Source organism: uncultured Gimesia sp., from assembly GCF_937910335.1.
Taxonomy (GTDB): Bacteria; Planctomycetota; Planctomycetia; order Planctomycetales; family Planctomycetaceae; genus Gimesia.
In genome coordinates, this window is the sequence record NZ_CALEMX010000304.1 from 1 (window position 1) to 12,080 (window position 12,080).

The following is a 12,080-nucleotide window of genomic DNA, read 5'->3' on the forward strand; positions in this document are numbered from 1 at the left end:
GTAATTGGTTTTCTGTGCAGAGACAGGGAGCTTGCCCCCCCTTCAGGAAACCGTGAATGAGGAGAACTCAAATGTCTAAGACAAAAAGTCTGCAAACGCTTCTCAATCAATGGTTGGAACGCGATCTCACAGAAGAAGCCCGTACCGGAAAATTAGCGCCCGTATTTCTGTTGGATGAACTGGTCAATGATGTTGCAGAAGTCTTGAATGCAGGAAGGTTTCCAATTCTGTATGGTGGTCCAGGAGTTGGTAAATCCTCAGTGATTTATCAACTGGTCACGTTATCAGTTGCGGGAGAAGGTCCGGCCTCTTTTGAAAATGCACGTGTTGTGAAATTATCGTTCCGACGGGCAATCGCCTGTCTGAAAAAAGAAAATCAGCTGCGTGGTGATTTTCAGGAACTGTTGAATGCGTTATTGGCGTCAGATGAAAATATCATTCCGTTCTTCTGTGATCTGGAAGTCATGAACGATTTCAATCTGCAGCCATTGTTGCAGTCGTTTGCCTATCAGACAAATCGCCCTTTAATGGCGGAAGGAAGTCATGCCAGCGTGGAAGCGATGTTTGAAAACTACCCGGAACTAGAGAGTCATTTTGTTGCGTTAAAGGTGCATGAACCTGATCTCTCCACGGCTCGAAAAATTGTCAGCCGCTGGTCAGAGAATCAGTTTCACTCAGAAGGTATTCAGTTTTCTGAATCAGCACAGGAAGAAGCGTTATTGTTGACGCATCGGTTCCTCTCGCGGTTATTGATGCCTCGAAAGGTTCTGGATTTGTTAAATCAGGTGAAAGTTGTTCGCAGTGATGAGAAAACAGTCAGCGAGACTGATGTCATTACACGCTTTCATCAGGTTCATAAAGTTCCTCTGTCGCTGATTGATCCTGATCTGCCTTTAGATCTGCAACAGGTGCGTGATCAATTTGCCTCGGTGGTTTTAGGGCAAGATTCGGCAGTAGAAGCAGTCGTTCGAATGATCGGAATTATCAAGGCCGGTTTGAGTGACGTGCGGCGTCCATTGGGGGCGTTTCTGTTTGCCGGGCCAACAGGTGTCGGTAAAACACACGTCGCTCAGAAACTGTCGCAGTATTTACTGGGTCGGTCTGACAGTATGGTGCGGTTGAATATGGCGGACTACCAGGCGGACGGATCAGCTTTTACATTATTCGGGAATCCGGAAGAATATACTGTACCCAAACGACAAGGCTTGTTGACGCAGCGTTTGCAGGGGCAGTCGTTTACAGTGTTGTTACTGGATGAGTTCGAAAAGTGTTCTCCTCTGGTGCTGGATCGTTTTATGCAGTTGATCGATGAAGGTTGTTTTATTAATGGAATGGGAGAGTCGATTTCCTGCCGTTCGACTGTGATTATTGCCACTACTAACGCGGGAGCAGAACTCTATCGTAGAAATATGATTGGTTTCTCAGAAGGGTTTTCCTCAAAGCAGGAAGTGGAACAGGCCGTTCATCGTCGACTGGTAGAGTATTTTCGGTTCGAGTTTTTGAATCGATTCGATGAGATTGTGTACTTTCACTCACTGAATGCGAACGACATTCGGTCAATTGCAGCGTGTGAATTGAATCTGTTGCAGGATCGTATCGGCTTGAAACGAAATCAGTTGAAAATTGAGCCTGATCGTAAAATTCTCGACTGGCTGGCAGCAAAAGGTTATGATCCCTATTTCGGGGCACGTTTTTTACGACGTACGATAGAACGCTATGTGACACCGGTAATAGCCGATGCCATCAATTCGCTTTCGCTCGAAAAAGGGACAACCCTCTTTTTAACCTTTGAAGAGCAGCGGGTCTTGATCCGTTATGAACAACAGCAGTCTGAGAATTCGGAACCTGGTGTGATTTCGACAATCGCCGGTGATCAAGTGGTTGACAAATCACTCGCACAGCGGAAAGAACGAAACACAACTGCTGTCTAAAAAGAGTTAGTACTTCGCGGCAGGTCATATCATCATATATGGCCTGCCGTTATTTATTTCAGAATCTTTACTGAAATGTCTCTTTGATGTGAATTTTACTGTGAGGAACTAGCCCCGCATGCTGAGCCTGTTCCAGTAACTCTGCACCTTCTCCCCGATAAGCAAACAGAGCTTCACCGGGACTGACATGTTGATTCCATCGTTTTTCAAAGATATTGACTAGCTCTTTGTTGCGTGCCAATGCCGTGGGGATTGAATGTAACATCACCAGTTCTTGATTTCTTATTTGGAAGTATCTTCCGAGTAAATCTGGAAGTAGTTTTGAAATCCAGGTGTCTTTCATCTGATGCACATGACGCGGAATGACGTAACGTGCCCCTTGTAAAGGCCCGAACACTTGATGCACGGCTTCCAGAAACAGATCGCATTCCTCTTCAGATGCCAGATCAAGAAAGACGCGGATATAATTCCCCGAACGGGTTCCGATTTGGAGTTGAGAGCGGGCAGAAAGCAATTCCGACTCCTGAAGTGATTCGAGAACGACGCGACTAATCGCCTGTGTCAGTGAATCGGATGACCAGGGAGAACGAAATTCCTTAAATGGTCGGAAGCCCCACCCTCCCCCTTTGCCACCTGAAGAGAGAATCTCAATGGTTTTTAATGGTAGTCCCTGATAGGGTTCGCCAATTTTCCAAAGCCCACGGGATTCAGTACGCTGTGTCGCGCGTAACAGCATGTCGCTATTGAGGAGTTGTGTTGAGCCCTCTAATCCTTCCGGTTTCATTTCCGTAAACGCGGCATGAACGTGGCCGACCCCTTTTTCAATCATCCCGTCATCGGTAACACCGAACAGTGTCTTATGCTTCTTGATGAAACGTTCGTAATCGTCCAGCCCTTTTGTGAATTCGGGGGCAATACAAACGACGTCCCAGTTATTGGCAACTTTTTCAGGTGATTCAGGATCAAGACGATACGAACGCCCCCTAAGTTGATTCACGCTCATCGATGTCGTGACAATGGTCAAATCAATCAATACATTGATTTTATTGGCATCCCAACCCTCTCCCAGTAAACCTCTTGTCCCAACCAGACAACGCGTGACACCTGTCTGAAACAGGTCTGTAATCATCTCGACATAAACGCGAGGCGACCACTGGCTGCCACTGCCGATGAGCATGTAGAATCCTTCAAAAGGTTCTCGACTCAACCTGACATCAATCTGATGTTCTTCAAGCCACTTTTCAGCAGCGGTTTGTAAAAGATCACCAATATCATTGTCGACAAGTACACTGGATCCCGTCAGCAAAACGGGGTTAAGGCGATCCGTTTCCGGATGATTGAGCAGCTCCTTGAATGCAGAAATGGCACCGCCAGCTTCTTCATCTAATAAATGCTCAATGTCGGCCGACGTTGCTGAGGTTTTCTCGAAGTCAGCGATGACAACCGCACGAATGGATTCTCCCAGACTTTGTAACTCAACCTGCATAATCGGGAGCAGGGCTTTGACTTTACTTCGGGAATACGCAATGACACGTCCGACGGGCGAGGCACAGTTTTGACAGCCCGTTTCGGTGATTTGTAAACCCAGCAGACGCAGATGATTGATCACCCGTTCGGCCAATTGTTGATCCTGCTTAGAGGGCGAACGACGCAGGCGATGTCGGATGTAACGATCGAGTACGGGACCCCAGTACGTCAGTTTGGGTATGTCTTCCTCGATGAGATCAATGGATAAAGGTGGAACATGAGTCGGCAGATCATAGCCACGCTCCTGTAAAAACAGACGGGCGGCATCGGCGAGTGAGGGGTCACGTCGTTCAAAAGTCGTCCAGTCTTCCACTTTACCGGAAGGCAATTTCAAATACTGTAAGGCATTCAATAGCCACTCCTGCATCGGCTCCGCTCTCTTAACGGGAGGCAGGACGTCCGGTTCCTGTACCGTGTCGAGCGGCAACGCTGATTCAGGTTCTCGAATGGCACAAAGAGTTTCGATGATCTGATGCAGTTGATCGTCGGTGTTAGCGATATAAGTCAACTCATCTGTTGTCGGACGCACAAAGTAGGCCAGATCCTGATAAGGGGCTAGATAACCATCTTTCACGACAGCCGGAATCGGAACTTCATAATCAATGGGGCCGAAGAATTCATGATAGCGGTCAATGTCATCCTGCTGTTTTCCTTTTTCGTCTGGTGGAGTAGCAGTCAGGCCGATGATTACCGGTTGTTCGAGAAAATCATGTGCATCAGCGAGTACCCTGCCCCAGTGCCCCATCAGATGGTGACATTCATCGAGGATAATCAGGCCGATGCCCAAATTTCTGAATGATTCCAGAGTCCGCCGGGATGATGTATGCAGCATGTCCAAAGCATTCCCGTTCAGGATTGCCTCATCACGAACTGCTTTGCGGTAGGTACGCATCCGTTTTTCGTAATAATCAGGATTATGAGTTTTGAGGTCATTGATCCAGGTCATCGCTTCTACCGGATCTTGTGCCTGATCTTTATAAATCAGTAGTTCAACCCAGTAGCGGGTCGCTTCCAATTCCAGATCCGCGTCCCCTTGCCGAGGCAGTGTCACCGCTTGATAAGTTAGTGAAGTGAGCAATGCGCTGCTCTCTGTTTCAGTCGACACCAGACTTTGTGGGGAAACCGAAGATTGAAACAAGTCCGTACGCGCTGCCCACTGCGATTGAATTGCCGAGTTGGGTGAGAGCACCAATGCGGGGCGTTGAATATGATGCGCCCACAGATACAACCCCAATACCGTTTTTCCGGAACCGGGAGGTGCGACAATATGCAGCCGTTTCTGACCGGCGGCCAATTGCTGCTCAACTACAGAAATAGCTTCTGCCTGCGAAGGACGAAGTTGTCCTCGAAATCGGACTTCAGGAAAATGATCACTCACGAATGACCCTTTGATTTGTCTTCGCGAGTCGGGCCGGTTTGACTCTGATACCCATCTGGATGATTTTGAAACCAGTTCCAGGCAGTTTGGATGATTGTTTCCAGAGTAGTATATCGGGGAGACCAGCCTAGTTCCCTGCTGATTTTTTCGTTGGAAGCGGCCAGCACCGGAGGATCGCCGGGACGACGCGTTTGATACGTAATCGGAATTTCACAACCGGTGACTTTCTCCGTTGTTTTAACGACTTCCAGAACCGAATATCCGTGTCCAAGTCCGATGTTATAGAAACACCGTGCATCGGGCGTGAGTGCATTCAATGCCAACAGATGAGCCGCGCAGATATCTTCGACATGAATGTAGTCGCGAATGCAGGTTCCATCTTCAGTCGGATAATCATTACCCAGAATGGTGACCTCCGATTGTTGTCCAAGTGCAGTATTCAGGCAGTTGGGAATCAGATGCGTTTCAGGTGAATGATCTTCACCCAGCGAACCATCATGCGCACAACCGGCAACATTGAAATAACGCAGGCCAATAAAACCGAAGTTCGGGTAACTGTGAGCACAATCAATTAAAATCTGTTCGATAAATAACTTTGACCAGCCATAAGGGTTAATGGGACTCTGAGAACTCTCTTCAGTGACAGGAATGTTTTCGGGGATTCCATAGGTCGCACAGGACGAACTGAATACAATCTGACTGACTCGTGAGTTCCGCATCGCCCGTAAGAGGGAAATCGTACCCGCTGCATTATTGTTATAATAAGGGAGTGGGTCTTCAACCGATTCGCCAACGTAAGCCAGCGCTGCAAAGTGAATGACTTTTTCAATTCGCTGCGACTTCATAATTTCTGTCAAGCGATCCGTTTCCAATAGATCAATCTGAAAAAAAGAAGCCTGAGGCGGGACCGATTCGCGATGCCCCCGCGATAGATTATCGATTACACAAACTTTCTCCCCCGCGTTTATAAGCTGCTGGACGCAGTGTGAGCCGATGTAACCTGCTCCGCCAGTGACAAGAATCGTCATATGGTTTCCCAAATAAATTGCATAAATAGATTTTGATTGGTGATTTCTTTTGAATACTAAACACGGTACCATAAATACAGGCTTTTTTAAGGCCAGTACCACTAAAGATACTCGGCGCACATGATACATTAGCTTCTATTTAATCATCGGTAAATCAGATGTCAAAAAATACTCCCGATTCCGACTCGCAAAAATCAAAAACGATTCCCTTGCAGGATATTCCTGATAGAGTAATTACGCCATCTTTCGAAATCGGCTCTGACGACAAAGAGAAACAGCAAAAGCCGCCGAAAGCAAACCAGCGACTGGTCTCGCTGGACGCGTATCGAGGTTTGGTGATGCTGGCGATGGTCTCCGGAGGATTGGCGGTCGCCAGTGTAGTTAGAAAATCGCCCGAAATCCTGGATCAGTACAACGGTACCGATTGGGAAAGTTCCTGGAAATATCTGTGGCAAACCCTCTCGTATCAACTCAGCCATGTGGAATGGACGGGAACCGCATTCTGGGATCTCATTCAACCTTCGTTCATGTTCATGGTCGGCGTTTCAATGCCCTTCTCTTATCGTAAACGCAAACAGGTTGGAAACTCAGGGTTTCGAATCTGGATGCATGCCATCTTTCGGGCGGTCCTGCTGGTGGTCCTGGGCGTCTTTCTATCTTCCCGATCAGGCCCGCATACGAATTTCACATTTGCAAATGTACTTTGTCAGATTGGTCTGGGTTATCTGTTTGTCTTCTTCTATGTCAATCGTAAGTTTGTAACTCAGTTAATTGGAGTCATGACGATTCTAGGAGGCTACTGGTTCTTCTTCTATCAGTATGTCCCACCCGAACAGGAATTGGCCGACGTACAAGCCTACTTGCAGGAAGTTAAGAAAAAAGATGCGGCGGAATGGTCACAATTTACCGGCATGGCAAGCGCCTGGAATAAACATACAAATGCCGCGGCTGCCATCGATCGCGAGTGGCTCAATCAACTTCCCCGTTATGAAGAACCGTTCCGCGATCAGAAATTCTGGGTGAATGCGGGAGGCTATCAGACCCTGAATTTTATTCCCTCAATTGCCACCATGCTGTTCGGCTTGATGGCAGGACAGTTATTAATTTCACCCCGAAAAGAAATTGATAAAGTCAAATGGTTACTTAAGGCGGGTTTGATCTGTTTTGTAATTTCCATGCTCCTCGATACATCAATCTGGCCCTTTAACATTGCCCAATGGGAATGGAATTTAGTGCCAATAGTAAAACGCATATGGTCTCCCGGCTGGGCAATTTTCAGCGCAGGCTGGGCCTTCTTGTTCCTCGCGATCTTCTATTGGATCATTGATGTCAAAGGTTATAAAAAATGGGCCTTTCCACTCGTAGTCGTTGGCATGAACTCCATCGCCATGTATTGTATGGCCCAACTCATCAAACCATGGGTTCAGAAATCACTCAAGATCCATCTGAAAACCATTGACGTCGCAACAGGCTGGACGCTGACTGATTCCCTGTATGGATCTGCCTGCCCCTATACGCCAATTGCACTTTCCGCAACAGTACTCTTTATCTTGTGGCTAATTTGTCTCTGGATGTACATCCAGAAAATCTTTGTCAAGATTTGAATTGTTTTCAATGAAAAGCCTGTTGTCGTGCTTGCACGTGATAGATAAAGCCCATAAAACACGGTGAACAACACACCGCGTCAGGCTCCCCGAAAGCTGAAGCTCCTTTACGTAGACAGAAATAGAAAATTATGAGCGAAACCGAATCCCCCCGGCACCTTCTGGAAACATTCGAAAATCCTTATCCCAATCGCGACTATGTCATGGAAACGGTCTGTCCCGAATTCACATCAGTCTGCCCCAAAACAGGCCAACCCGATTTCGGAACGCTTGTCATATCCTATATTCCCGACAAAGTATGCTTCGAACTCAAATCGTTGAAACTCTATTTACAGAGCTATCGCAACGTAGGTGCCTTTTATGAAGACGTAACCAATCGTATTCTCGATGACCTGATCGCTGTCACCGATCCCCGCTGGATCGAACTAAGAGCCGACTTCACTCCCCGAGGCGGTATCAGCAGCAGCGTTACCGCAACGCATCAAAAAGAAGAAGACTAAACAACGTTTCTTTCGATCTGCGCCTTCACTGTTTTAATTGCGACAGTACCGGATGATTACTGCGCAAATGAAATTCCAATTCTTCGCGGGCCCCCTTCCAGTCTTCCTTCAACAAGGCATTGAGAATACGCTGGTGCTGCTGAATTTCCTGAATGGCGGCGTCACGGTCATTCGATTCCCATAGAAATAATAAATCAAAATAGCGACCATGCCGATCAAAGAAACTGATGATGTAATAGTTATCCGACTGTTTAATCAGATATTCGTGCAGGCTATTATCAATCTGTAACGGCTCTACATCCGTTTGAGGAACCCGGTTGCCTGACAGTATCTTCTGGAGAACCTCTTTGTCGAGTCTGCCTTGCGCCAGTTCGAGTGCTTTCAGTTCCAGCACCACGCGCACTTCAATAAAAGCGTCCAGATCGTGTTGATTGAATGTACGCAGTTTCCATCCGCGACGGGGCACATGTTCCAGCACCCCATCACCGGTTAACCGATTAAAAATATTCCGCAGACTCGTTCTACTGATTCCATATTTCTTCGCGGACGCCATTTCACGCAGGTAAACCGACTCCCCCTCCAAACTCATCGCCAGCAGATCTTCAGTAATCAACTTGAAATGATCTTCAGGCGGCGCGGGGCGAGGCGATTGTGCAGCCGTTAATGCCTCACCCTTTTTGTCTTCATTCACATACAGTCGCCGGTTTTTCTCACGATAAAGATAACCCTCATTGATCAATTCATTGATCGCATTATAAATCGGCGTGACACTCACCCGGTAATGATCCGACAACGCCGCCAACGTCAAACTTTCCGGAGAGAGTTCATCACGCGACAGCCGGGAAATCAGGTCGGCTTTAATATAACTCGTCAGTGTCAAAATCTGCATCAATGTCCCTCGGTCAGTTTTCTGATTTTGACATAATATATGATATTGGCGACAATGTAAACAATGGCCTGCGCTGATATCCAACTCCCTAAGGGGCTGGACGACTATCACTGAATAAAAGTCTCCACAAAAACCGGGACAGATCCACGTTCCAGAAAACGATTTCTCAGTATCGATTCATTAATGTCTAAATTTCCAAAAACACACCTGTTTTCATAGTGTCTATTTTGAACTTGACAGCGTCTCGCCCTTCGCGATTATGCGTTTTAATGCGTCGCGCGCGGGATGCGTTTTTTGAGTACTGCTTTGAGCGAACACTGAAGATCTCACTACTATAAAAGTCCCTTTGTTTTGAAAATATTTACCTGTCAATTCCGCACCGGTTCCCATTGTCTCGTAACTTATCGACACGTTTTGGTCACACTTCGACATGTTTAAACCAACGTTTAACCACAGTTTGACAGCAATTAACCACCAGTCGCGCAATAAAATGAACTTGACTCCCACACGCCCTTCAGCAAAATGTTCCACAGTCAAACTCATAAAAAATCTGAGCAACACAACAACTGTCCCCATATGCAAAAAACTGAGCGGCACGCCGCGAGCCGCCGTTAAAAAACAACAAACACAAAACCAAATTAATATACTCATGAAAAGCAATCCCATAAGGAAAATAGCAACGACTCAACGTAGCAGATGACCCATGTGTCATCCCGCCGGTGTGAAAATATTCAATTTTCTATCCGGCATTCGACAACAGCGGGTAAGCCCGAATAAAATTCAGGCCGAGCGCATCGAGCAGGAAACTGATAGAAAAATCCATCAAATAATAATGAAAATTCCATAACGAAATGAAAACAAACATGACATCAACAGAACTTTTCGTGCCTTTCGTGATTTTCGTGGTAATAAAAAACGAAAACGACATCGGCATAACCAATGCACAATCAGAGATTCTACTCGATAGCAACATCCAACCCTAACTGAAAATCCAGAAGTGCATAAACGTCACACGCGACTACATTCAAAAATCGAACGGGTAAGCCCGAATGCAATTCGGGCCGAGCGCAGCGAGCAGGAAACTGACAGAAAAATCCATCAAATAATAATGAAGATTCCATAACGAAATGAAAAGCAAACATGACATCAACAGAACTTTTCGTGCCTTTCGTGTCTTTCGTGGTAGAAAAAAAGAAACGTTTCAAACAGCCCTTGCCTATCTGGAAATTCCTAGAAAGGCATAGTCAGAAACAGTAAAAGTTGTGGTCATCAAGATGTGAGTGTATACTATGTTCGGTTTTGTTATAGCGGGTGTTTATCTGGTGTTCCTGAAATGTCAAAAAACGCAAATCAATGCACTTATTATTTCATTTCACAAGTCGTTTTTATTACGGAGTCAAGCATGCGGGTTTTATGGATAATTGTTTTCTATGTTTCCATTTCGACAGTCCAGAGTGTTCAGGCAGCCGACGAGAAACCACTGTTTAAAGAGTGGGTGTTTCCTAATGCAACGGCAAAGCAAAAAAGTGTGACTAACTATTCCGTAAAATCACCCGGTCAGCCAGAGGCGGTACATATCACAATAAAATCAGGGCAATATCTTACAGAAAAACCATTTCATGAAGTGCTGGCTTTCTACGTCCGCAAGAGTGGATTCACACCACCAAACTGGACTATCCTGGGACGGAAATTGTCTGATACTAAAGTTCATATACCGGCGTCTTGGTCTCAAAAACAAAAAGTCGATGGCAAAATACAAAAGTTGACGATTCTGCATTACATTCGCGAAAATACTGCTTCTGCTCATTTTCTGATCACGAATCATCCTGAAATGGGGGACATAACAATCGCGATTGCAAGTAGCAAAAACGATCCTAAAACATTGATCCAAGTCATTCAGAATCCTACTGGCACTGCTGAGTAGATTAAAAGATCAGTGCGATAAGACATAATAAGAATCTGTAGCTTGGCTGAGAAAACTCAAAAGTGGTTTAGAAATCATGACTGATTATTTAATGTCACCAAATTAATATGAATCAATTTGAATTTCCAGATGCAGCCACAGGTCGGTCTCTCTTGCAAAAACTGGGAAAAGAAGAGGTTCAATTTGAGCTGTTTGGACAGGATTGGGAATACATTCTAGCTGATGAAGTTCTATTGCCTGAGTACATTAGATTGTACGAGTCCAACGAAACGACCGATCAGGAGAAACGCGTACTGGGTTGTTTCATCATTCAATCGATTGAAAACAAATTACCTGATAAAATCTCTGCGGAAAAAGCGCGATCACATCTTCGCTTGTTATGCAAAGACAGGCACATTCATCAATCGGAGATTGAGTATTGGAGCGTCGTCGAAGAAAATGATGAAGAACATATGTTTCAGGTAACAAAATACATTCGAGAGCTATAGCGAAACGGGACCATATGGATGTTTAAGGGTTAATGAATCGAATAATCTGTACCTGACCTTTTTTGTTCAAAAATAATCAATCAGAAAGAAACCCTATGAACATGGCTGTCACGACAACGTTTACGATTGAGGGGTACAAGATCAAAGAGTACAAGGGAGTGGTCAGAGGAATCATCGTGCGTTCCCCGACAATTGCCCAGGGAATTGTCGGCGGGCTGAAGAATATAGTCGGCGGCCGTATCGGTGCCTACACGGAAATGTGCGAGCAGGCCCGTCAGCAGGCGTATGATTTATTGCTCGAACATGCCCACGAACTGGGAGCAAATGCAATCGTCGGATTGCGTTATGATGCCTCAGAAGTCGTCAGCAAAGGATCAGCAACCGAAGTCCTCTGTTATGGCACAGCGGTGGTAATTGAGCCTGAGTGATATGTACGAAGGAAACAAAGGCGTCAGCGACCCTGTATGAAAAGAGAACGCCAAAATAAAATTCGCCTTGGGTCCTGAGGTACCAACAAAACTTTTCGTGTCTTTCGTGATTTTCGTGGTAGAAAAAAATACGTTTCAAACAGCCTTTGCTCCATCGGTCATAGTGTTTTTGGACACGGTTTTCGAAAAACCAAAATAATAATTATGAAAAAATACTCTCGGTTAATTTTGTATTTGCTTCTGAGTTTACCAGTGTCGTTGATTCTGCTTATTCCTGCAGCCAGATATTCAAAGACTGACTTTTCTCAAATATTAATTTTAGGAGCATTACTCCCGCATTTCCCAGATGACTTCCCTCGCTTTGGCACGTAATTTGCGCCATA

Annotated in this window: 12 protein-coding genes; 6 read left to right on the top strand and 6 right to left on the bottom strand. The window is 45.7% G+C overall.

All coding sequences use genetic code 11. The features are described from left to right. The first annotated feature begins 71 nt into the window (after positions 1–71). Complete coding sequence (locus tag Q0668_RS12285) at positions 72–1,931, top strand: AAA family ATPase (protein ID WP_298864927.1); 1,860 nt, start codon at positions 72–74, stop codon at positions 1,929–1,931. Positions 1,932–1,998: 67 nt separating this feature from the next. Here the strand turns inward: Q0668_RS12285 and Q0668_RS12290 are convergent, their stop codons facing one another. Further along, positions 1,999–4,836: a DEAD/DEAH box helicase family protein gene (locus tag Q0668_RS12290; RefSeq protein WP_298864930.1), complete on the bottom strand. Its 2,838-nt coding sequence runs from the start codon at positions 4,834–4,836 to the stop codon at positions 1,999–2,001. Beyond that, entirely contained in the window at positions 4,833–5,864 is a 1,032-nt protein-coding gene (gene galE, locus Q0668_RS12295; protein WP_298864933.1) for a UDP-glucose 4-epimerase GalE, read from the bottom strand. Before galE ends, Q0668_RS12290 begins: the two co-directional genes overlap by 4 nt. Positions 5,865–6,022: 158 nt before the next feature. Here galE and Q0668_RS12300 point away from each other — a divergent pair, with 158 nt between their 5' ends. Both Q0668_RS12300 and queF read left to right on the top strand, forming a co-directional pair. After that, a complete protein-coding gene (locus tag Q0668_RS12300) occupies positions 6,023–7,468 on the top strand; it encodes a DUF5009 domain-containing protein (protein WP_298864936.1) in 1,446 nt (481 codons plus the stop codon). 131 nt (positions 7,469–7,599) lie between these two features. Continuing rightward, positions 7,600–7,968 carry a preQ(1) synthase gene (gene queF, locus Q0668_RS12305; protein ID WP_298864939.1) on the top strand — a complete coding sequence of 123 codons (369 nt, stop codon included), beginning with the start codon at positions 7,600–7,602 and terminating at the stop codon, positions 7,966–7,968. Between the two features lie 25 nt (positions 7,969–7,993). On the opposite strand, the gene Q0668_RS12310 is transcribed toward queF, so the two are convergent. From Q0668_RS12310 to Q0668_RS12325, 4 genes are all read right to left on the bottom strand, one after another. Further along, positions 7,994–8,857: an FCD domain-containing protein gene (locus Q0668_RS12310; RefSeq protein WP_298864942.1), complete on the bottom strand. Its 864-nt coding sequence runs from the start codon at positions 8,855–8,857 to the stop codon at positions 7,994–7,996. Between the two features lie 222 nt (positions 8,858–9,079). Beyond that, a complete protein-coding gene (locus Q0668_RS12315; RefSeq protein ID WP_298864945.1) occupies positions 9,080–9,508 on the bottom strand; it encodes a hypothetical protein in 429 nt (142 codons plus the stop codon). An 88-nt stretch (positions 9,509–9,596) separates the two neighbouring features. After that, positions 9,597–9,785, bottom strand: a complete 189-nt coding sequence (locus tag Q0668_RS12320) for a hypothetical protein (protein ID WP_298864948.1) — start codon at positions 9,783–9,785, stop codon at positions 9,597–9,599. A gap of 28 nt (positions 9,786–9,813) precedes the next feature. After that, positions 9,814–10,062 carry a hypothetical protein gene (locus Q0668_RS12325; protein WP_298864951.1) on the bottom strand — a complete coding sequence of 83 codons (249 nt, stop codon included), beginning with the start codon at positions 10,060–10,062 and terminating at the stop codon, positions 9,814–9,816. Positions 10,063–10,190: 128 nt separating this feature from the next. Between Q0668_RS12325 and Q0668_RS12330 the strand changes: the two genes are divergently transcribed. From Q0668_RS12330 to Q0668_RS12340, 3 genes are all read left to right on the top strand, one after another. Then, positions 10,191–10,781, top strand: a complete 591-nt coding sequence (locus Q0668_RS12330; RefSeq protein ID WP_298864954.1) for a hypothetical protein — start codon at positions 10,191–10,193, stop codon at positions 10,779–10,781. Positions 10,782–10,888: 107 nt separating this feature from the next. After that, the gene (locus tag Q0668_RS12335; RefSeq protein ID WP_298864957.1) at positions 10,889–11,269 is read left to right on the top strand and encodes a hypothetical protein; all 381 of its coding nucleotides are present in this window, start codon (positions 10,889–10,891) and stop codon (positions 11,267–11,269) included. 95 nt (positions 11,270–11,364) lie between these two features. Beyond that, positions 11,365–11,697, top strand: coding sequence for a YbjQ family protein (locus Q0668_RS12340; RefSeq protein ID WP_366918897.1), 333 nt, complete (start codon positions 11,365–11,367; stop codon positions 11,695–11,697). Positions 11,698–12,080: the final 383 nt, after the last annotated feature.

What these genes read in the sequence shown, in the direction of transcription:
- Q0668_RS12285 (WP_298864927.1), top strand. Translation starts at nt 72, where the DNA reads ATGTCTAAGACAAAAAGTCTGCAAACGCTTCTCAATCAATGGTTGGAA.
- galE (WP_298864933.1), bottom strand. Translation starts at nt 5,864, where the DNA reads ATGACGATTCTTGTCACTGGCGGAGCAGGTTACATCGGCTCACACTGC.
- Q0668_RS12300 (WP_298864936.1), top strand. Translation starts at nt 6,023, where the DNA reads ATGTCAAAAAATACTCCCGATTCCGACTCGCAAAAATCAAAAACGATT.
- queF (WP_298864939.1), top strand. Translation starts at nt 7,600, where the DNA reads ATGAGCGAAACCGAATCCCCCCGGCACCTTCTGGAAACATTCGAAAAT.
- Q0668_RS12310 (WP_298864942.1), bottom strand. Translation starts at nt 8,857, where the DNA reads ATGCAGATTTTGACACTGACGAGTTATATTAAAGCCGACCTGATTTCC.
- Q0668_RS12315 (WP_298864945.1), bottom strand. Translation starts at nt 9,508, where the DNA reads ATGAGTATATTAATTTGGTTTTGTGTTTGTTGTTTTTTAACGGCGGCT.
- Q0668_RS12320 (WP_298864948.1), bottom strand. Translation starts at nt 9,785, where the DNA reads ATGTCGTTTTCGTTTTTTATTACCACGAAAATCACGAAAGGCACGAAA.
- Q0668_RS12330 (WP_298864954.1), top strand. Translation starts at nt 10,191, where the DNA reads ATGTCAAAAAACGCAAATCAATGCACTTATTATTTCATTTCACAAGTC.
- Q0668_RS12335 (WP_298864957.1), top strand. Translation starts at nt 10,889, where the DNA reads ATGAATCAATTTGAATTTCCAGATGCAGCCACAGGTCGGTCTCTCTTG.
- Q0668_RS12340 (WP_366918897.1), top strand. Translation starts at nt 11,365, where the DNA reads ATGAACATGGCTGTCACGACAACGTTTACGATTGAGGGGTACAAGATC.